Genomic DNA, 20,741 nt, shown 5'->3' on the forward strand with positions numbered 1-20,741 from the left:
CGTAGGGTGGCGCCCACGGGTCGTGGTGGTCCGCCACCACGAGGCAAGGGCAGCAGACGTCGCAGGGCGGCGGGGCGGGGCGGTGACCAGAGATGGCGGAGACGACGGCTGTCCCCGGCGGCCCCGATCCCGTGGCGGACGCCGTGCCGCGCGACGCCGCTCCGCCCTCGCCGCGCAGCCCCTACGACGAGCACGTGCCCGGCCCGGCCGCCCTGTACGACCCGCCGACCCCGCCGCCCGCGGCACCCCCCGTCGCGCCGCCGGTGCCGCCGACCGGATGGACCGTCACCGGCATGCCCGCGGTGGACCTTCCGCCGTCCGCGACCCCGCTGCCGTTCACCGTGCCCGGCGCCACGCCCGCGCACGGGATCGGCGCCGCGCCGGTCGCCGGCCCGGGCGGACTCGGCACCGCACCGCGCGGGCGGATCCTGGTCGTCGAGGGCGGCTACGGCACCTCCGGCCGCCGCACCTGGGGGCGCGGCGGTCCGACCCAGGCGCCCGTGCTCTCCGCGATGCTCGCCGCCGTCTCGCCGCAGGTCCTGCTCGCCGCCGACGCGGTCGACGCCGTGCACCTCCCCGGTGCCAGCGACCCGCACACCGTGCTCGCCCACCTGCGCGCCGCCGCCCGGCACCCCGGACCCCTGCTGGTCCACCTCGGCGGCCACCTGCTGGCCGACAAGCGCGGCGGCCAACTCCACCTCACCCTGCGCGACTCCAAGCCCGGCAGCGTCCGGCAGGACGGCCTGGCCTGGCAGTCCATCGCCGGCGAGCTGCGCCACCGGCCCGCCGAGTGGCAGACGCTCGTCGTCGCCGACCTGAGCGCCGATCAGAGCGCCCTCCCGTTCCTCCAGGGCACCATCTCGCCGCTCGCCGACGGCCTCCCGCTCTGGGCGGTGGTCAGCCCGGACCCGGAGCAGATCGGCACCTTCACCCGTGCGCTGATCGAGGCCCTGCACGGCGGCCGCCCGGGCGGGGAGGCCGTGCTGGCCCCCGAGCAGCTGCGCAACCAGGTCTACTCGGTGCTCCGCCCGGACGTCGTCATCCTGGCCACGCACGCGCCGAACCGCCCGTTCTTCCGCAACACGGCCCGGCGGACGGACGGTTCGCAGCTCGACCCCGTCCCGTACGAGGGACCGCGTCCTGCCGCGGTGCTGCCCCGGCCGCCTGCCGCCCGGGACGCCGCGCCGCGCGACGGGGGGCCGCGCGACGCCGTGCCCGCGGACCGGCCGGCCGTCACCCTGGACAAGCCGGCGGCCGCCGCAGCGGCGGCGGGCGCCGCGCCCGTGCCGGCGGCTCCGCCGGTGCCGCCGGCCTCACCCGCCGCGGTGCCGGCGGCGGCCCCGGCTCCGGCACCCGTGGTTCCCGAGGGCCCGGTGGACCTGGTGAAGGCCGGGGTCCCGGCCACGCCCCCGCCGCCGGCCCGGCCCGTCGACCTGGTCAAGCCGTACGCCTGGCGGCCCACGCTGACGGACGGCATCCGGCTCGCCAAACCGGCTCCGGCGGACGCCGTTCCGCAGGACGCGGTGGCGGCGGATGCGGTCCCGGCCGACGCGGTGCCGCAGGACGCCGTACCGCAGGACGCGGTGCCGCAGGGCGCGCTCCCGGCCGCGCACCCGGAGGCCGCGCACCCGGAGGCCGCGCACCCGGTGGACGCGGTGCCGCAGGACGCCGTTCCGGCCGACGCGACCCCCGCGTCGGTGGCCCCCACCGACGAGCGCGCTGACGCGGGCTCCGCGGACCCGGGCCCCGAGGCACCGGCGCCCGCCGGCGCCGGGCCCGCCGACGCGCCCCCGGCCGGGGCCGCGCCCGCCGAGGCTCCCCCCGCCGAGGCGCCCCCGGCCGAGGACGACGCGGCCGGGCGGCCCCTGGCCGACTACCGCGAGGTGATCGGCCGGATCGTCCGCAGTGCCGACGCGGGGGACCACGCCGCCGCCACCGACCTCGCGTTCGCCCTCGAACTGGAGGCCATCGCCGAGCACGGCACCGTCTCCGAGCCCGTGCTCCAGGTCCGGCAGGTCCGCGCCCACGTGTGCCGGCTGGCCGGGCGGACGGCGGAGGCGGCCGACATCTACCGCGAGGTGGCGCTGACGCTGCTGCGCTCGCAGGGGCCGGAGCACCCCGAGACCCAGCGGGCGGCCACCAACGCGGAGGCCTGCTGGCGGGCGATCCCGGACCGTGCGGAGGCGATCCGCATCGCCCCCGAGATCATCGAGCTCCGGGCCCACCTGCCCGGTGCGGACAACCGGAAGCTGCGCGCCGCCGAACGCCACCTGGCCAACCTCGCGGCCCGGGGCGCCCAGCCGCAGTCCTGAACCGGGAGCGGGAGCAGTGGCCCGCCCCGGACGCCGCCGCCGGACACACCCGCGCGCGGAAGGTCGACCTGGCCGACCTCCCGCGCGCGAGCGTTCCCCGAGGCGTTGCCGGACGGCCCCGTACGTCCCGCCGCCCGGGGCCGGTCAGCGACCGGCGAGGGCGTGGACGAACCTGGTGCCATCGATGGTGCCGAGGCCGCTCGCCAGGTCGTAGCCCTTGGCGGCCTGGTAGCCCGTCACCTTGTCCCAGGAGTTGTCGCCCTCCGTCACGTCGACCAGGCCGCTCCACTTCGGCGGCAGCAGGCTGAGCCCGTACAGGCGCCAGTTGATCTGGCCGAGCCGGTGGCCGGCGAGCTGGTCGGCGAGGGCGACGACCCCCGAGAAGACCGGGGTCGCCTCGCTGGTGCCGCCGGTGAGGTGCCACCCGACCGAGGTCGGGTCGTAGGACTCGTACGTCCAGGCCCCGCCGTCCACGGCCGCGCTCATGCTGATGTCCGGCGTGCCGCGGTGGTTGCCGGTGACGCCGGCGACGCCGGCCTGGTACCACGGCCGCTCGAAGACGCCGGAGACCCCGCCGCCGCCCGCGCCGTACTTGTCGTGCCACACCTTGTCGGGCGCGGTGCGCTTGCCGGCGTCGTCCAGGGTGAGCTGGGTGCCGCCGATGGAGGTGACCAGCGGGTCGGCGGAGGGCCAGGAGTTGACCCGGTACGGGTAGAGGTCCTCGCCGTTCTCCTGCGCGTCGGTGGCGCCGTTGTCCCCCGAGGCGGCGAGCACGGTGACGTCGTGGGCGGCGGCCTCCTTGAAGGCGTAGCGCAGGTCGGTCAGGGACTTGAAGTCGCCCTTGTCGAAGCCGGGGAAGGTGTTCTCGGTGGCGCCGAAGCTCTGCGAGATGACGTCGGCCCGGCCGGCCCTGATCAGGGCCTTCTCGGCGTCCATCATCTCCGGCAGGCCGGTCGTCCCCTCGGTCTCGGCGACGCCGGTCTCCACCACGATGATGTGCGCGTCGGGCGCGATGGCGTGGGCGTACTCGACGTCGAGGGTGGTCTCCCCGGCCCAGCCGGTGTGGTCGGGGTTCTTCGGGTCGAACTCCGGGACGTCGCCCCACTTGACCACCTCGACCTTGGTGTCGGGGAGGCCCCACTGCTTGTCGAAGACCTCCAGGTCGTGCTGGATGGTCGGCGAGCCGAAGGAGTCGACGATGACGATGGTCCGGCCCTTGCCGGTGATGCCCTCCCGGTACAGCGGGTCGAGGTTGTAGGCGGTCCGGTACTGGAGCGGGGAGTAGCAGTGGATGCCGATCTGGCTGACGCACTCCGAGGTGGAGAGGGGCGCGGTCCGCCCGACGGTGCTGTGGTGCCCGGCGGAGGCGGGGCGCACGTGGACGCCGGAGAGGGACGCGGACGCCGCGGTGGACGCGGCCGGTACCGCGACGGTGCCGGCGGTCAGGGCGGTGGCCCCCGCGGCGAGCAGGGCCAGGGAGCGGCGGAGGGTGGCGGGGCTGCCCATGGGACTCCTTGGGGTACGGGGCCCGACCTGGTCCGGTCGGGTGGCTCCGGCCATCCCATCGAGAGCCGCATGATCATGCCATAGTCATTTGGTACCTGCGGCATGGTCACGCCTGACCACCGGAAAAGGTAAAGGCCGGCCCAGGTGAAAGTAAGTCTCCACCCGGGCCGACAGTATGACGAATCGTCAGTCATAGGGCGCTACGCCCCGCCGGGCCGGCCCGGCGAGCCCCGCCGGTTCGGCCGATCCCGCCCGCCGTCCGGGCTCAGCGTGCCCCACCGTTGACGTACAGCGTCTGGCCGCTGACGTACGAGGCGTCCTCGCTCGCCAGGAAGGCCACCACCGAGGCGATCTCCTCCGGCCGGCCGACCCGCCGCAGCGGGGTCCGGGCGGCGACCTCCGCCTGGTGGTCCTCGGCCGTGGCACCGACCCGCTCGGCGGTGGCGGCCGTCATCGCGGTGGCGATGTAGCCGGGGGCGACGGCGTTGACGTTGATGTTGAACGGGCCCAGCTCGATCGCCAGGGTGGCCGTGAGGCCCTGGATGCCGGCCTTGGCGGCGGCGTAGTTGGCCTGGCCCCGGTTGCCGAGCGCGGAGCGCGAGCTGAGCGAGACGATCTTGCCGTACTTCTGCGCCACCATGTACTTCTGGGCGACGTGGCTGCAGTTGTAGGCGCTGGTCAGATTGACGGTCAGCACCGTGTCCCAGTCGGCCTTGGTCATCTTGAAGAACAGGTTGTCCCGGGTGATCCCGGCGTTGTTCACCAGGACGTGCACCCCGCCGAGGTCGTTCACGACCTGGGCGAAGACCGCCTCCACCGCGTCGTAGTCGGCCACGTCACAGCCGTACGCGCGCGCGGTGCCGCCCTTGGCGGTGATCTCCTCGACCGTCCCGGCGGCGCGCTCGGCGGTGAGGTCGACGACGGCCACGGCCGCGCCCTCCTCCGCCAGCAGCCGCGCGGTGGCCGCGCCGATGCCCTGGGCCGCGCCGGTGACGACGGCGACCTTGCCTGCGAAACGAGTCACGACGGACTCTCCCTCCGGACGATGCTCGGTGCTGCTCAGTTGACGTTCTCGACGAGGACGGCGGTGCCCTGACCGACGCCCACGCACATGGTGGCCAGCCCGCGCCGGGCGCCGCTGCGGCGCATCCGGTGCAGCAGGGTGGTGAGGATGCGGGCGCCGGAGCCGCCCAGCGGGTGGCCGAGGGCGATCGCCCCGCCGGTCGGGTTGACCAGCTCCGGATCGATGCCCAGCTGGTCCACCGAGGCCAGCACCTGGGCGGCGAAGGCCTCGTTGAGCTCGGCCTCCCCGAGGTCGTCGAGCGACCAGCCGACCCGGGCGAGCGCCTTACGGGTGGCCGGGACGGGGCCGACGCCCATCACGTCCGGGTGCACGCCGGCCGAGGCCCCGGCGACGTACCGGCCGAGCGGCCGGAGGCCGAGGTCGCCCAGCGCCTCCTCGCTGACCAGCACCAGGCCGGCCGCGCCGTCGTTCATCGGCGAGGCGTTGCCGGCGGTCACCGTGCCGCCGGGGCGGAAGGCGGGCTTGAGCTTCGCGAGCTTCTCCAGGCTGGTGTCCTCGCGGATGCTCTCGTCCTGGGTGACCGTCACCCCGTCCGGCCGCTCGACCGGCACCAGCTCGTTGTCGAAGTGGCCGCACTTGCGGGCCTCGGCGGCCCGCTGGTGGCTGCGGAGGGCGAAGGCGTCCTGCCGCTCGCGGGTGATCCCGTAGCGGGAGGCGACCTCCTCGGCGGTCTCGCCCATGGACAGCACCCCGTGCAGCTCGGCCATCCGGGGGTTGGTGAGGCGCCAGCCGAGCCGCGTGTCGAAGGTCTCGATCCGGTGCGGCAGCGCCTCGTCGGGGCGGGGGAGGACGAACGGCGCGCGGGTCATCGACTCGCAGCCGCCGGCCAGGACCACGTCGGCCTCGCCGGAGCCGATCGCCCGGGCGGCCAGGGTGACGGCTTCCAGGCCGGAGGCGCAGAGCCGGTTGACCGTGGCGCCGGGGACGGTGTCGGGCAGGCCGGCCAGCAGTACCGCCATCCGGGCGGCGTTGCGGTTGTCCTCGCCGGCCTGGTTGGCGGCGCCCCAGTAGACGTCGTCGATCCGGGCGGGGTCGAGGGCGGGAACGTCGGCCAGCAGGGCGCGCAGCACGGTGGCCGAGAGGTCGTCCGGGCGGACCGTGGCGAGCGCTCCGCGCAGCCGGCCGATGGGTGTGCGGCGGGCTGCGGCGAAGTAGACAGGACGCACGTCGTCGGGCTCCTTATCAAGACAGCGGAACAGCGGAACAGCGGGAGATCGGGGGGCTCGGTGGTCCGGCCCGGTGGTCGGGCGGGAGCCGGCTAGAAGGCGTTGACGCCGGTGAGCGAGCGCCCGACGAGCAGTTTGTGGATCTGGCTGGTGCCCTCGTAGAGCGTCATCACCCGCGCGTCGCGCAGGTACTTGCCGACCGGGTACTCGTCGATGAACCCGTAGCCGCCGAACACCTGGAGCGCGTTGTTGGCGGCCCGGACGGCGGCCTCGCTCGCGTAGAGCTTGGCCACGGAGGACTCGGTGGCGAACGGCAGGCCGCGGTCGATGTGGTCGGCGACCTTCCAGGTGAGCAGCCGGGAGGCCTCGACGTCCACCGCGATGTCGGAGAGCAGCTCCTGCACCAGCTGGTGCGAGGCGATCGGCCTGCCGAACTGCTCGCGCTCGCCCGCGTACCGCACGGCGGCGTCCAGACAGGCCCGGGCGATGCCGACGCAGCCGGCGGCGACCGACATCCGGCCCTTGGCGAGCGCGGCCATGGCGACCGTGAAGCCCTTGCCGACCTCGCCGAGCCGGGCGGAGTCGGGCACCCGGACGTCGTCGAACGAGAGCTCGGCGGTGGCCTGGCCGCGCAGGCCGAGCTTGCCGTGGATCTCGGTGCGGGTGAAGCCGGGCAGGCCGGTGGGGACCAGGAAGGCGGTCACCCCCCGGTGGCCCTGCTGCTCGGGCTCGTTGCCCCCGGTGCGGGCGAACACCAGGGCGACGTCGGCCCAGGTGCCGTTGGTGATGAACATCTTGCTGCCGCTGATCAGCCAGTCCCCGCCGTCGCGGACCGCCCGGGTGGTGAGGTTGGCGGCGTCCGAGCCGGTGCCGGGCTCGGTGAGCGCGAAGCAGCCGAGCGCCTCGCCGGAGGTGAGCCGGGGCAGCCACTCCCGCTTCTGCTCCTCGGTGCCGTAGCCGTTGATCGACTTGCCGACCAGCCCGAGCGAGACCGAGACGATGCCGCGGACGGCGGAGTCGCCGCGTCCCAGCTCCTCCAGGACCAGGCAGTAGGCGAGGTGGTCCCCGCCGCTGCCGCCGTACTCCTCGGGCAGGGTGAGGCCGAGGAAGCCCAGCTCGCCGAGCCTGCCGATGACCGCGCGGTCGACGGACTCGGCGCGGTCCCAGGCAGCGGCGTGCGGGGCGATCTCGCGGTCGGTGAAGGAGGCCGCCAGGTCGCGGACGGCGGTCTGTTCCTCGGACAGCTCCAGGTTCATCGAGACCCCGTTAAACTAGCGCTGCAAGTTTTATGGGGGGACTGTAGCCCCGACGGGGCTCCGCTGGGAAGGGCCGCCTGCCAGAATCGATCCCCACCCCCGGGCGACCCGCGGCCAGACACGCGGGAAGCCGCCCGACCCTCACCCGACCGGAGGAACCGCGCCGATGGCCCGCCCGCGCACCCCGCTGCTCAGCCGTGAGCGCATCGTCACGGCCGCGCTCCGGCTCGTCGACGCCGAGGGGCTGGACGCACTCTCCACCCGGCGCCTGGCCACCGAGCTGTCCGTCAGCGGGCCGTCCCTCTACAACCACTTCGGCACCAAGGACGAGCTGCTGGACGCGGTGGTGGACGGGGTGATGGGTGAGGTCGACCTGTCGATGTTCACCCCGGGGGCGCCCTGGCCGGAGGCGCTGCGGGCCTGGGCCCGCTCCTACCGCGCGGCCCTGGCCGCCCACCCGAACATCGTCCCGGTGCTGGCCCAGGGCCCCGGACGCCGCCCCAACGCACTGCGGCTGGCCGACGCCGTCTTCGGCTGCCTGGTCGAGTCCGGCTGGCCGCGCGGGCAGGCCACCCGGATCGGTGCGCTGATGCGGTACTTCGTCACCGGCTCGGCGCTGGCCTCGTTCGCGGCGGGCTTCCCGGAGGACGCCGGGCTGTACGACGCGGCCGACTACCCCCACCTCGGCGAGGCCCACCGGCTCGCCGAGCACCGGGGGGCGATCGACGAGGGCGCCTTCGAGACCGGACTGGAGGCTCTCCTCGACGGGCTGGCGCTACGGTTCGAGCGCACCGTCGAGGGCGCCCGCCGGGCCGGGGGAGACAGGTGGCCGGACGCCGTCCGGGCCGTCGGCGAGCGGGAGCCCGCCGGTGGGGCGAGCGCGGCCGGGGCCGGCGACCGCGGCCCCGCGGGCGGCCCTCACCAGGGCTCCCGGGGGGTGAACGCGGGCCGCAGCGAGGGGTCCACCGGGTCGTAGTACCGGTGGTAGACGGGCGTCAGCCCGCCGGACACCGGCGGCACGATCCAGCTCCAGTCGGCCGGGGTGGGCCGGCCGAGCCGCTGCTCCTGGGCGACGTGCTTGAGGAACCGCGCCGACTCCGTGTGGTGGTCGGCCATGGTCACCCCGGCCTCCTGGAACGAGTGCAGCACCGCCACGTTGAGCTCCACCAGCGCGCGGTCCCGCCAGAGCGTGCGGTCGCTGGAGGTGTCCAGGCCGAGCCGCCCGGCCACGGTCGCCAGCATGTCGTACCGGTCGGCGTCGGCGAGGTTGCGCGCGCCGATCTCGGTGCCCATGTACCAGCCGTTGAACGGCGCGGTGGGGTAGCGGACGCCGCCGATCTCCAGCGTCATGTCGCTGATCGCCGGCACCGCGTACCAGCGCAGCCCCAGCTCGGCGAACCAGTCGTGCTCGGGGTGGGTGAGCTCGACCTCCAACGTGGTGTCGTCCGGCAGCTCGTACCACTCGGGGCGCTCGCCGGGCCGTTCCTGGACCAGCAGCGGCAGCACCTCGAACCGCTCCTCGGCGCACTTCCACCCCAGGTCGCGCGCCCGGGCGGCGAGCCGCGCGCCGGCCGGATCGCCGGTCCAGCCGCCGTCCGCGCCCGGGTGGCCGGCGTAGCGGACCAGCTGCTGGTTGAGGATCCGGGCGGCCGGGCGGCCGGGCCGGTCGGGAGCGAAGACCGAGACCACCGGGCGGATCCGCCCCCCGTTGGTGGCGGTGCGCAGGTGCTCGAAGCACTCGGCGGCGATGTCGTCGGCCGAACCCAGGTGCCGCAGGTCGCGCACCACCAGGCTGCGCCAGTACAGCCGGCCGATGCAGCGGGCGGCGTTGCGCCAGGCCAGCTTGGCGCCGTAGGCCAGCTCGGCCCGCGTGTGCTCGTAGGTGCCGGTGCGGTCGATCTCGTCGAGCACCGCGCGCAGCCGCTCGGCCGGGTCGCCGGCGGCCGGCTGCTCGTGGTGGAACTGGCGGACGAAGGCGGCGGCCTCCGCGGGGTCGGTGAACGGCTCGGCCGGGTGGGGGGTGAGCCGCCCGGTGCCGTGGCCGGTCGGCCGCCGGACCGCGGGCAACGGGTCGGGCCGGGAGTCGGGCCGGCCCGCGGTCGCCGGGGCCGGCCCGGGGGCGCCGGTGGTGGGGTGCGCGGGGGCGTACGGGCAGCCGGCGGCGGGTGCCGACGCCTGCGCTGCGGCGGGCGCCGAGGCGGGCCGGCGGCTGCTGTGGGTGCTGCGGGTACGAAGCCGGTTGAAGATCAAGGACACATCCCTCCTGGCGCTCATGAGTACCGGAGGTGCGCGGCCGGCCGCAGGGAGTGGACGATTCGGCCCCCGCACCTGCGCCGGGGGCGCTAGGGTCCGTCCTCAAACTCCCGTCGTCCGCCCGGAGGACGGGCCGGGCGTCACCGGGCAGGCGGGGGTTCGCGGACGGACCCTGGAGGTGCGGGGGCCGGTGGTCCGACTGCCGGACCGGCGACGGCCTCTGGTCGGGGCGGCCGGGTCGGACCGGGTCGGCGTCGTGGGGCGTCGGCCGGTGGCTCAGCCCATGTCCTCCAGGCGGACGCCCTTGGTCTCCTTCATGAAGCGGGCCACGAAGAGGATCGACAGCGCGGCGAAGCCCGCGTACGCCAGGTAGGTCGCCGAGAGGTTCCAGCGCGAGAGCGACGGGAACGAGACGGTGATCGCCCAGTTGGCGATCCACTGGGCCGAGGCGGCGACCGAGAGCGCGGCGGCGCGGATGCGGTTGGGGAACATCTCGCCGAGCATCACCCAGACCACCACGCCCCACGACATCGCGAAGAAGAGCACGAAGGCGTTGGCCGCGACCAGGGCCACCGTTCCCTGGAGGTCGGGCAGCGTGACGTCGTCGCCGCTGCCGGTGGCCGAGGAGAACGCCCAGCCGCAGGCGGCCAGTGCGACGGCCATGCCGGCCGAGCCGATCAGGGCCAGGGGCTTGCGGCCGATCCGGTCCACCAGCAGGATCGCGACCACGGTGCCGAGGATGTTGATGACCGAGCCGATGAAGCTGATCAGGAGCGAGTTGCTCTGGTCGATGCCGACGGACTGCCAGAGGATCGACGAGTAGTAGAAGATCACGTTGATGCCGACCAGCTGCTGGAAGACCGACAGGCCGATGCCGACCCAGACGACGGGCAGCAGGCCGAACCGGCCGCCGAGCAGGTCGCGGAAGCGCGGGCGGTGGTCGGAGGCGATCAGGCCCTGGATCTCCGCGATCCGGGCGTCGGTGTCGGCGTCCTTGCCCTCGACCTCGGCGAGCACGGTGCGGGCCTCGTCCAGCCGGCCGGCCGAGATCAGGTAGCGCGGGGACTCGGGGATCGTCGAGGAGAGCACGAAGTAGACCGCGGCCGGCAGGACGCAGATGCCCAGCATCCACTGCCAGGCCTCCAGGCCGAGCAGGTGACCGCGGGTGTCGCCGCCGGCGGCGTCCGCGAGCACCCAGTTGACCAGCTGGGAGATGGCGATGCCGAGCACGATCGCCGCCTGCTGGAAGGAGGCCAGCCGGCCGCGGTAGCGGGTGGGGGCGACCTCGGCGATGTAGGTCGGCGCGATCACCGAGGCGATGCCGATCGCGGCACCGCCGAGGACCCGCCAGAACGCGAGGTCCCAGGCGGAGAAGGGCAGCATCGAACCGACGGCGCTGACCGCGAACAGCAGCGCGCCCGCCTTCATCACCTTGATCCGGCCGTAGCGGTCGGCGAACCGGCCGGCCAGCGCGGCGCCGACGGCCGAACCCAGCAGCGCCGAGGAGACGATGAGGCCGGTCACGCCGTCGCCGACGCCGAACCTCTCCTGGATGCCGGAGACGGCGCCGTTGATCACGGAGCTGTCGTAGCCGAACAGGAAGCCGCCGAGGGCCGCGGCGGCGGTGATGAAGACGACGAAGCCGAGGCGGCCGGAGGCCCCGGCCTCCGCCGCCGCCGGCTCCGCGGGCTGCTGGGTGACGCTCACGATCTTGACTCCTGGTACTCGGCACTGAGCTCGGTCGTCGCGATCGTAACGCGTCAATGTTCAAGTGTTGTACGCGGGATGCTCCTCAAATCCCCTCGCCCATTAGTAAGGTGAAAAATCAAATCGGCTCGGCCAGGGAGAGGCCGAACCGGCCCTCCTCGTCCGTCCACCAGTGGGCCAGCCGCATGCCGGCCGCGGCCAGCTCCTCGGCGACCCGCTCGCGGCGGAACTTGGCCGAGACCTCGGTGCGCAGCTCCTCGCCCCGGTCGAAGTGGACCGGCAGGTCCAGCGCCGGGATCTTCACGGTCTGGGAGCGCAGCGACCGCAGCCGCATCTCGATCCACTCCTGCTCCTGGTCCCAGAGCGCCACGTGCTCGAAGGCGGCCGGGTCGAAGTCGGCGCCGAGCTCCCGGTTGAGCACGTCGAGCACGTTCTTGTTGAACTCGGCGGTGACCCCCGCCGCGTCGTCGTAGGCGGCGACCAGTACCCGCGGGTCCTTGACCAGGTCGGTGCCGAGCAGCAGGGAGTCGCCCGGCTCCAGGGCGGCGCGCAGGCCGCGCAGGAAGGCCGCACGCTCGGGCGGGAGCAGGTTGCCGAGGGTGCCGCCGAGGAAGGCGACCAGTCGGGGGCCGCCGCCCGGGGGCAGGCCGAGCCGGGCGGTGAAGTCGGCCAGCACGCCGTGCACCGACAGCCCGGGGTACTCGTGGGCGAGCGCCTCCCCGGCGGCCGTCAGCGCGCTCTCGCTGACGTCCACCGGGACGTAACTGTCCAGGGTGCCCCGCTCCCGCAGCGCGTCCAGCAGCAGCCGGGTCTTCTCCGAGGAGCCGGAGCCGAGCTCCACCAGGGTCCGGGCCCCGGTGGCGGCGGCGATCTCGCCGGCCCGCGCGGTCAGGATGGCCCGCTCGGCGCGGGTCGGGTAGTACTCCGGGAGCCGGGTGATCTCCTCGAACAGCTCGCTGCCGCGGGCGTCGTAGAACCACTTCGGCGGCAGCCACTTGGGTTCGGAGGTCAGACCGAGCTGCACGTCGTGCCGCAGGGCGGTGCTGAAGTGGTCGGCGGGCAGCAGGCGGGTGACGTCGAAGGTGCTCATGGGGCGATGGATCCTCTGTTCAAAAGGTGAAGGAGAGGGGGCAGGCGGCCGTTTCCCGGGGTGGCCGGCGGCGCGGGCTCCGGTCCGGGCGCCTACCCACGTCAGAGCGGGTGGACCGTGACGCCGTCCGGGCCGGCCAGCAGCAGCGAGCCGTCCGGGACGGCCGTCCAGTCCGGGTGGTCGTCGAAGGGTTCGGAGGCGACCACCACGCCGAGGCCGGGCAGGCTCCGGTGGTGCAGGGTGTCGCCCCAGGCGGTCGCGGCGATCGCGTGGCCGTCGGTGAGCAGCAGGTTGAGCCGGCCGGTGGTGTGGGCGGCCACGTCCGCGACGGTGCCGGCCAGCGCATCGCCCAGACCGGCGCCGGCCCGCAGCCGGTGCAGCACCAGGGCCCACAGCAGCGCCGAGTCGGTGCGCGCCGCCAGCTCCAGCAGCTCGGCCGGCGGCAGCAGGGCGGCCAGGGCGTCCAGCTTGCCGGGCCAGCCGGCCACCGCGCCGTTGTGGCTGAACAGCCACCGCCCGGCGGCGAAGGGGGCGGCGGCCTCCTCGCCCGCCGCGCACCCCTCGGTGGCGGAGCGGACGGCCGCCACCAGCGCCCGGGTGCGGATCACCCGGGCGAGGTCGGCGAAGGCGGCGTCCGCCCAGATCGGCCCGGCCCGCCGGTACCGGGCCGGGGTGGCGTCCCCGTCCGCGTACCAGCCGAGGCCGAAGCCGTCCGCGTTGACCGTGCCGTACTGCTGGGCGCGCGGCGCCCAGGACTGCCGGTGGAGCCCGAACGGCGGCTCCACCAGCAGCTCCCGGGGCGCCACCGGTGCGCCCAGGTAGGCCAGGTGACGGCACATCAGCCGGCCTCCACGTCGGCGGCGGTGCGGAACCCCGCGAAGATCTGCCGCCGGATCGGGTAGTCCCAGTTGCGGAACGTGCCGCGGCAGGCGACCGGGGCGACGGCGAAGCAGCCGCCGCGCAGCACCTTGTACTCCGGCCCGAAGAAGACCTCCGAGTACTCCTTGTACGGCCAGGCCGAGAAGCCGGGGTAGGGGCGGAAGTCGCTGGCCGTCCACTCCCACACGTCGCCCATCAACTGCCGCACACCGTAAGGGGATGCACCCTCCGGGTAGCTGCCCGCCGGGGCCGGGCGCAGGTGCCGCTGGCCCAGGTTGGCGTAGGCGGGGGCGGGCGCCGCGTCGCCCCAGGGGTAGCGGCGGGAGCGGCCGGTGGCCGGGTCGTGCCGGGCGGCCTTCTCCCACTCCGCCTCGGTCGGCAGCCGCCGCCCGGCCCAGCGCGCGTACGCGTCGGCCTCGTACCAGCCCACGTGCAGCACCGGTTCGTCGAGCGGGACGGGCTCCAGGACGCCGAACCGGCGGCGCAGCCACTGGCCGCCCTCGCGGCGCCAGAACAGCGGGGCGGTCAGCCCGGCCTGCTGCCGGTGCTCCCAGCCGGCCGGGGCCCACCAGCGCGGGTCGTCGTAGCCGCCGTCGGCGATGAACCGCAGGTAGGCGCCGTTGGTGACGGGTGTGGTGTCCAGCCGGTACGCGGGCAGTTCGACCCGGTGCGCGGGGCGCTCGTTGTCCAGCGCCCAGGGCTCGGTGTCGGTGCCCATGGTGAACGGGCCGGCCGGGATCAGCACGTCGGCGGGCAGCGCGGCGGCGTCCGCCGGGGCGGGCGGCGGCGGGGGAGCGGCCAGCACCGGTTCGCCCTTGCGGAGCTGGTGGGTGATCAGCATGGTCTCGTCGTGCTGCTGTTCGTGCTGGGCGATCATGCCGAAGGCGAACCCGGCGTCCAGCAGCGGCGCGCCCTCCAGGGGGCTGGCGTCCAGCAGGTCGAGCACCCGGCCGCGGACCTCGTGCGCGTACGCGCGGGCCTCGCCGGGCGGCAACAGCGGCAGCGCGGGCCGCTCGGCGCGCGGGTGCTGGAAGGCGTCGTAGAGCGGGTCGATCTCCGGGTGCATCGGGTCCCGGCCGCCGACGTTGCGCAGCAGCCAGAGCTCCTCCTGGTTGCCGATGTGCGCGAGGTCCCAGACCAGCGGCGACATCAGCGGGGAGTGCTGGGCGGTGAGGTCGGTGTCCTCGACGCAGTCCGTCAGCGCGGCGGTCCGGTCGCGGGCGGCCTGCAGCTCGGCGGCGATCGCCTCGCGCAGCGCCTCGACCGGGGTCTCCGGACCCGGAGCGAAGGGGTCGGCGGCGGGTGTGCCGGCGGGGGCGCCGGTCGGGCGGGCGTCGTCGATCATGATGCGGCCTCCTCCGGGGGAGTGCGTCGGGTGCCGGAGCGCAGGGCGTCCAGCTGGTCGTCGGCCGGGCAGCGGCCGCGCGCGGGGTAGCGCTCGGCGAAGGCGGCGACGGCGGTGCGCAGCCCCTCGGCGCCGGGCAGGCGGCCCAGCGCGGCGTCGGCGGCGGCGAAGCAGGCGAGGGCGGCGCGGCGCAGCTCGGGATCGGCCACGGCCAGGGTGGCGGCGCGGCGCCAGGCGTCGCTGCGCGGCGGACGCGGGCCGTCGGCGCACTCCAGCGGCTCCAGGGCGGCGAGCGCGGTGTCGGCGGCGACCGGGTCGTCCAGCAGGGCGCCGACCAGGGCGGCGGGGACGATCCAGCCGTCGCCCGGCTGGGCGTCGATCATCCGCAGCTCCAGGTGGCCGCGCGGGCGGACCGGTGGGAAGAGCGTGGTGCGGTGGTAGTCCAGGTCGGCCAGGGTGGGCGGGCGCTCGCCGGCGCCGCGCAGCCAGTCGGCGAAGGTCAGTCCGGCCGGCGCCGTCCAGGGGAGCCCGTCGGGGCGGCGGATGCAGAGCACCTCGGCGTCCAGGACGTACCTGGTCCAGGCCTCGCACGGGTCGCCGTGGTCCGGCCCGGGGGCGAGCGTGCGGGTGGGGTCCATCCGGGACCAGACGGTCTGCCGGGTGGACCGGTGGCCGGTCGGCTTCCCGTCCAGCACCGGGGAGTTGGCGAAGGCGGCGACCAACACCGGCCCGAGCCGGTGCGCCAGGCGCCAGCGGCGGTCCAGCGCGTGCGGTCCGCTCGCGTCGCCGGCGTCCAGGCAGACCTGGACGGAGGCGGTGCCGGTCATCATGATCCGGCCCCAGGGCCCGGCGGAGTTGAAGAAACGTTCCATCGCAAGATAGCGGGGGTGGTCCAGCACCATGTGCCGCGGGCGGGCCAGCGGATCGGTGCCGGTGCCGGTGAGGCGCAGGCCCTGCGCCGCGAAGGCGGCCCGCAGGGCGGCGAGGTCGCGCCGGGTGCCGGCGACGCAGGCGACGAGGCCGTCGGCGGGCGGGGAGCTGAGCTCGACCTGTCCGCCGGGTTCGAGGGTGAGGCGGGCCCCGGAGGGGAGCGACGTGCCGTCGGGGCCGCCGAGGGGCAGTGCGTCCAGTGCGGCGTGCAGCCGCTCCGGTGAGACGGGGTCGCCGGGACATCGGTCGTCGTGGACGAACCACTCGACCTCGACACCGACCAGCCGGGGAGGGCCGATCTTGAAGCAGACGCCGGCCATGTGGCTGCGCGCCGCCGATTCGGTGAGCGGGGACACCCCGGTCGGGGGCGGTCCGGCGCTCTGCCGTTCCGGCGGACTGCTCGGGCTGGTCGGGCTGGTCGGGCTGGTCGGGCGTACGGGTATCACCGGACTCACCATCCTCGGGATCACGATTGCGGCCCGGTCTACCTTGCCCAGTCTGCTACGGACCATGCGGGGCCGCTCCGCGAACATCTCGTGAAGAGCGCGTCCTCGCAGCTCGCAGGGGTGGCAACCGGGTGAATCAGGCCGTTCCGAGCCCTTTCAGCCGCTCCGCGACGACCTCCAGGACCGGTCCCGGCAGGGCGTAGTCGAGCCGCAGCGAGCCCTCGCCGCCGGGCCCGAAGTCGGCTCCGTCCGAGGCCTCCAGCCCGCACCGCTCCAGCAGCGCCGTCCGGGCCCCCGCCGTCGGCAGGCCGAGCGCGGCGGCGTCCACCCAGAGCAGGTACGAGGCCTGCGGCGCGGAGCGTACGGCGGCGCCGAGCAGGCCGGTCAGCCGGTCCCGGGCGGCCGCCAGGTGCGCCAGCAACGCGTCCAGCCACGGACCGCCGTGCCGCAGCGCGGCCCGCTGCACCTCCTGCTCCAGCAGCCCGCCCTCCCAGAGCCCGAAGCCCGCCATCACCCCGGTGAGCCGCTCGCGTAGCGCGGCGTCCGGCACCAGGGCGAAGCTGCTGGGGATACCCGAGGCGTTGAAGGTCTTGCCGACCGAGTTGACCGTGACCGTCCGCTCCCGGTACGGCCCCGCCACCTCGACGGCCACCGGGTGGCGGTGGCCCGGATGGGTGAGGTCGCCGTGCACCTCGTCCGAGACGAGGACGGCGCCGGCCCGCGCGGTGGCCTCGGCCAGCGCACGGACCTCGGCCGCGGTCCAGACCCGGCCGGAGGGGTTGTGCGGGCTGCTCAGCAGCACCGCGCCAGCTGGGCCGGGACGGGAGTGGCGGTCCGGGCGCAGCGGGTCGGCCGCAGGCGGCGGCGCGGAGGGTGGCAGGGCGGCCGGGTGCCCGGCGAGCGCCGCGACCGGCAGCCGGTAGCCGGTGGCGTCCCGGTCCAGCGGCACCTCCCGGTACGGGAGGCCGGCGGCCCGGCACAGCTGGGCGAACCCGCCCCACTCGGGGGTCGGGAACAGCACCGGCCCGGTCGGGCGCACCGCCTCCAGCAGCAGCCGTACCGCTGTCCGCGGCCCGAACGGCAGCAGCATCACCCATGCCGGGTCCACCGCCACCCCGTGCCGCACGCGGTACCAGTCGGCCACCAGCTCCCGGTCGGCCGGATCGCACACCGTGTACCCGTACGCCCGGTGCCGTGCCCGCCGTTCGAGCGCCCGGGCGACGGCGGGCGGCCCGGGCAGGTCCATGTCGGCCAGCCCCATCGCGATCACGCCGGCGGCGTCGGCGGAGCCGCGCCCGGCCCGTGCCCACTTGGCGCTGCCGGTTCCCGCACGGTCGAAGGGCCGGTCGAAGCCGAACTCGTCGGGCTGGCTGGTCATGCGGCCTCCGGGGTGGAGCGGGGTGGGGGAGCGGGCGGGGTGCGACGGCGGCGGTCAGGGACCGCCGGGGGCGTGCCCGCCGCTCCTCCCGTCTTCCCGCCCCGCGGCCCGGATACCCCCGGCGGGCCGCGGGAGCGGCCCGGCGCAGTAGCGGGCCGCCGGGCCGTGCGGTAGCGGCAGGTGCCGGCCGGCCGCTACGGAGGATCGTCCGGACCTGCCCGGCCGGGGAACGGCGCCGGCCGGACGATGACCACGTCCTGGCGGGCAGCGGCACCCCCGGTGCGGCACCGGCCGGCCCGGTGCGCCTACGCTGCGGGCCTGGCACGCCGGGCGGGGACCCGCAGGCCGGACCGGCACCCGCACGCCGGGCGGCCACCGGCAGGAGGAGGGGCGCACGATGGCGGCGGACGGACGGCACGGGGAACAGGGCGACGAGATCACGCTGTTCGTGGCCCGGCGGGTGGAGGCCGGTCACGAGGCGGCGTTCGAGGTCTGGGCGAAGGGCATCCTCGCCGCGGCCGCCGCGCACGAGGGCAACCTCGGGACCGGCCTGCTGCGCCCGGCCGGCCCGGACGACCCCTGGCACCTGCTGCTGCACTTCCGGGACACCGCCGCGTTCCGCTCCTGGCAGGACTCCCCGGCGCGGGCGGCCTGCTTCGCCGAGGCGGACGGACACCACCACGAGGTGCACCGGCACGAGATCCTCGGCATGGAGGGCTGGTTCGCCACCACCCCGGCCGCCGCCAAGGGACGCCCGCCGGTGCGCTGGAAGATGGCGGTCGCCTCGACGGTGGCGATAGCCCCGCTCACCGTCACCGCGAGCCTGCTGCTCAATCCGCACCTCGCCGGCCTGCCGGTGGCCGTCCGGCCGCTGGTGACCGCGCCCCTGATCAGCGCGCTCATGACCTACGCGGCGCTGCCGGTGGTGACACGGCTGCTGCGCCGCTGGCTGTTCACCGGGTGAGGGCCCGGGCCCTCACCCCCGCGCCGCCCGGCGTGGCCGGGCGGCGCCGAGGTGGGCGGCCAGCCCGCGCAGGCCGCGGTGCATCATCACGGCGTGGTTGGCCCGGAACACCGGGTGCAGCGGGACGGCGAGCCGGCGCAGCAGGGGCTTGCCGGGGCGGGTGTCCTCCTCGAACCGGAGCAGGCTGCCGGCACCGTCCGGGGCGACCGTCCAACGGGACCAGCCCGTGAGGTCGCCGGTCATAGCGGCCTCCAGCACCCCGGCCGCCGGATCGCGCCGGACCGTCCGCAGGCCGATCACCAGCCGGTACGGCAGGTACCCGCGCACCACCACCGCGCCGGAGTCCGGGTCGTCCTCCCGGACGGCGCGGATCTCCGGCCACCAGAGCGGGTAGTTCCGGACGTCCTCCAGCACCGCGTACACGGCGGCGGCCGGCGCGCTCAGGCGCCACGCGCCGCGGAACCGGTAGTGGTTGGGGTCCACGCCCGCACTATAGGCCGTGGCCGCCGGGCGGAGTCGGCCCCGGAACCCCGCCGCGCCGCCGACCGCCCGCGCACCCGGGCGCCGGGGCCCGGTCAGGCCGACTCGTTCAGGGCGAAGGCCGTGTTGACCAGCGCGACGTGGGTGAACGCCTGCGGGGTGTTGCCGAGTTGGCGCCGGGCGCGCGGATCCCACTGCTCGGAGAGCAGACCGAGGTCGTTGCCGAGCCCGACCACCCGGGCGAAGAGGTCGCGGGCCTCCGTCCGCCGGCCGGTGGCGGCGAGCGCGTCGGCGAGCCAGAACGAGCAGGCGAGGAAGGCCCCTTCGCCGCCGGGCAGGCCGTCGGTGCGCTGCCGGGCCTGGTAGCGGCGTACCAGGCCGCCGTGGTCCAGGCCCTCCCGGATCGCGTCCACGGTGCGGACCACGCGCGGGTCGTCCGGCGGCAGGAAGCCCGTCTTGACCACGAACAGCGTTGCCGCGTCCAGCCCCTGGCCGCCGTAGTGCTGGACGAACACCCCGCGCCGCCGGTCGTAGCCGTTCGCGCAGACGTCCGCGTGGACGGCGTCGCGCATGGCCCGCCAGCGGTCGACCGGTGCCGGCAGACCGGTGGCCTCGGCCAGCCGGACGGCGCGGTCGGCGGCCACCCAGGACATCACCTTGGAGTGGACGAAGTGCCGCCGCCCGCCGCGGACCTCCCAGAGGCCCTCGTCCGGCTCGCGCCAGTGCTTCTCCAGGTAGTCCATCAGCGCGCGGAGCAGGGTCCAGACGTGCCGCTCCATCGGCAGGCCGGCCAGCAGGGCGAGGTGCAGGGTGTCCACCACCTCGCCGTAGACGTCGAGTTGGAGCTGGTCGACGGCGGCGTTGCCGAACCGGACGGGCCGGGAACCCTCGTAGCCGGGCAGCCAGTCGGCGACGGTCTCGCCGAGAACGCGCTCCCCGGCCACGCCGTAGACGGCCTGCAGGTCGCGGGGCTCGCCGGCGATGGCGCGCAGCAGCCAGCGGCGCCAGGCGGCGGCCTCCTCGCGGAAGCCGCCGCGCAGCAGCGCGGAGAGCGTCATGGAGGAGTCCCGCAGCCAGCAGAACCGGTAGTCCCAGTTGCGCATCCCGCCGATCCGCTCGGGCAGCGAGGCGGTCGCGGCGGCGACGATCCCGCCGGTGGGCTCGTAGGCGAGGGCCCTGAGGGTGATCAGCGAGCGCAGGACGGCGTCCCGCCACTCGCCGTCGTAGCGGCAGCCGTCGGCCCAGTGCTGCCAGTCGCTGAGGGTGGCGACCAGCGCGTCCTCGGTGTCGGTGCGCGGGGTGGTCGGCAGGTGGGAGGGCTGCCAGGTGAGGACGAAGGCGGTGCGGTGGCCGGGGGTGGCGGTGAATTCGGAGACCGTCACGCCGTCCACGCCGTAGGTGTGCACCCCGGGCGGGACCCGCAGCCAGGCCGAGTCCGGCCCGGCGACGGCGACCCGGTGGTGGCCGGTGCGCCGGACCCAGGGCTGGATCCGGCCGTAGTTGAACCGCAGGCGCAGCTCGCCGCGGACCGGCACGCTGCCCTCGATCCCCTCGACGATCCGGATCAGCTGGGGGGTGCGCCGCCCGCCCCGGCCGCGCTGGGGCATGAAGTCGGTGACCCGGACGGCACCCTCGGGGGTGCGCCACTCGCTCTCCAGCACCAGGCTGTCGCCCCGGTAGCGGCGGGTGGAGCACTGCGCGGCGCCGACCGGGGCGAGCCGCCAGGCACCGTGTTCACCGCCGCCGAGCAGGCCGGAGAAGCAGCTGGGGGAGTCGAACCGGGGCAGGCAGAGCCAGTCGACCGAGCCGTCCCGGCCCACCAGGGCGGCGGTCTGCAGGTCGCCGATCAGGGCGTAGTCCTCGATGCGTCCGGCCATCGGCTCCATTCTCGGCCGCCGGCGCCGGAACGGCAGTCCGGACGGCCGCGGCGCGCCGCGCTCCCGCA

The 20,741-nt window shown here is 75.5% G+C and carries 15 protein-coding genes and 1 pseudogene; 3 read left to right on the forward strand and 13 right to left on the reverse strand.

Annotation, left to right across the window (positions count from 1 at the left end):
• Positions 1-92: 92 nt before the first annotated feature.
• Complete coding sequence (locus MCM47_RS17500; protein WP_238862548.1) at positions 93-2,312, forward strand: hypothetical protein; 2,220 nt, start codon at positions 93-95, stop codon at positions 2,310-2,312.
• Positions 2,313-2,456: 144 nt separating this feature from the next.
• On the opposite strand, the gene MCM47_RS17505 is transcribed toward MCM47_RS17500, so the two are convergent.
• The 4 genes from MCM47_RS17505 to MCM47_RS17520 all read right to left on the reverse strand — a co-directional run bounded on the left by MCM47_RS17505 (position 2,457) and on the right by MCM47_RS17520 (position 7,324).
• Positions 2,457-3,818, reverse strand: coding sequence for a S8 family serine peptidase (locus MCM47_RS17505; protein WP_238862549.1), 1,362 nt, complete (start codon positions 3,816-3,818; stop codon positions 2,457-2,459).
• 265 nt (positions 3,819-4,083) lie between these two features.
• Positions 4,084-4,842, reverse strand: a complete 759-nt coding sequence (gene fabG, locus MCM47_RS17510) for a 3-oxoacyl-ACP reductase FabG (RefSeq protein ID WP_238862550.1) — start codon at positions 4,840-4,842, stop codon at positions 4,084-4,086.
• Positions 4,843-4,877: 35 nt separating this feature from the next.
• Entirely contained in the window at positions 4,878-6,068 is a 1,191-nt protein-coding gene (locus MCM47_RS17515; protein ID WP_238862551.1) for a thiolase family protein, read from the reverse strand.
• 92 nt (positions 6,069-6,160) lie between these two features.
• A complete protein-coding gene (locus tag MCM47_RS17520; protein ID WP_238862552.1) occupies positions 6,161-7,324 on the reverse strand; it encodes an acyl-CoA dehydrogenase family protein in 1,164 nt (387 codons plus the stop codon).
• A 166-nt stretch (positions 7,325-7,490) separates the two neighbouring features.
• Here MCM47_RS17520 and MCM47_RS17525 point away from each other — a divergent pair.
• Positions 7,491-8,126: pseudogene (locus MCM47_RS17525) on the forward strand (TetR/AcrR family transcriptional regulator); the annotation flags it as partial.
• Between the two features lie 116 nt (positions 8,127-8,242).
• On the opposite strand, the gene MCM47_RS17530 reads toward MCM47_RS17525, so the two are convergent.
• The 7 genes from MCM47_RS17530 to MCM47_RS17560 all read right to left on the reverse strand — a co-directional run bounded on the left by MCM47_RS17530 (position 8,243) and on the right by MCM47_RS17560 (position 17,352).
• The gene (locus MCM47_RS17530; RefSeq protein WP_238862553.1) at positions 8,243-9,580 is read right to left on the reverse strand and encodes a nitric oxide synthase oxygenase; all 1,338 of its coding nucleotides are present in this window, start codon (positions 9,578-9,580) and stop codon (positions 8,243-8,245) included.
• Between the two features lie 273 nt (positions 9,581-9,853).
• On the reverse strand, positions 9,854-11,284 hold the full coding sequence (locus MCM47_RS17535) for a sugar porter family MFS transporter (RefSeq protein ID WP_238862554.1): 1,431 nt from the start codon (positions 11,282-11,284) through the stop codon (positions 9,854-9,856).
• 118 nt (positions 11,285-11,402) lie between these two features.
• Positions 11,403-12,374, reverse strand: coding sequence for an L-histidine N(alpha)-methyltransferase (egtD, locus tag MCM47_RS17540; RefSeq protein WP_238862555.1), 972 nt, complete (start codon positions 12,372-12,374; stop codon positions 11,403-11,405).
• Between the two features lie 101 nt (positions 12,375-12,475).
• The gene (gene egtC / locus MCM47_RS17545) at positions 12,476-13,213 is read right to left on the reverse strand and encodes an ergothioneine biosynthesis protein EgtC (RefSeq protein ID WP_238862556.1); all 738 of its coding nucleotides are present in this window, start codon (positions 13,211-13,213) and stop codon (positions 12,476-12,478) included.
• Positions 13,213-14,598: an ergothioneine biosynthesis protein EgtB gene (egtB, locus tag MCM47_RS17550; protein WP_238862557.1), complete on the reverse strand. Its 1,386-nt coding sequence runs from the start codon at positions 14,596-14,598 to the stop codon at positions 13,213-13,215. Before egtB ends, egtC begins: the two co-directional genes overlap by 1 nt.
• Positions 14,595-15,974, reverse strand: a complete 1,380-nt coding sequence (egtA, locus tag MCM47_RS17555) for an ergothioneine biosynthesis glutamate--cysteine ligase EgtA (protein WP_238862558.1) — start codon at positions 15,972-15,974, stop codon at positions 14,595-14,597. The genes egtB and egtA overlap by 4 nt, the downstream gene beginning before the upstream one ends.
• Positions 15,975-16,110: 136 nt before the next feature.
• Entirely contained in the window at positions 16,111-17,352 is a 1,242-nt protein-coding gene (locus MCM47_RS17560; protein WP_238862559.1) for an aminotransferase class I/II-fold pyridoxal phosphate-dependent enzyme, read from the reverse strand.
• A 397-nt stretch (positions 17,353-17,749) separates the two neighbouring features.
• On the opposite strand from MCM47_RS17560, the gene MCM47_RS17565 reads away from it, so the two are divergent.
• The gene (locus MCM47_RS17565) at positions 17,750-18,316 is read left to right on the forward strand and encodes an antibiotic biosynthesis monooxygenase (protein WP_238862560.1); all 567 of its coding nucleotides are present in this window, start codon (positions 17,750-17,752) and stop codon (positions 18,314-18,316) included.
• A 12-nt stretch (positions 18,317-18,328) separates the two neighbouring features.
• Here the strand turns inward: MCM47_RS17565 and MCM47_RS17570 are convergent, their stop codons facing one another.
• A complete protein-coding gene (locus MCM47_RS17570) occupies positions 18,329-18,799 on the reverse strand; it encodes an SRPBCC family protein (RefSeq protein WP_238862561.1) in 471 nt (156 codons plus the stop codon).
• Positions 18,800-18,891: 92 nt separating this feature from the next.
• Complete coding sequence (locus tag MCM47_RS17575) at positions 18,892-20,673, reverse strand: glycoside hydrolase family 15 protein (RefSeq protein WP_238862562.1); 1,782 nt, start codon at positions 20,671-20,673, stop codon at positions 18,892-18,894.
• Positions 20,674-20,741 lie beyond the last annotated feature (68 nt).

Origin of the sequence: Kitasatospora sp. A2-31, from assembly GCF_022288725.1 — a bacterium.
Classification (GTDB): domain Bacteria; phylum Actinomycetota; class Actinomycetes; order Streptomycetales; family Streptomycetaceae; genus Kitasatospora.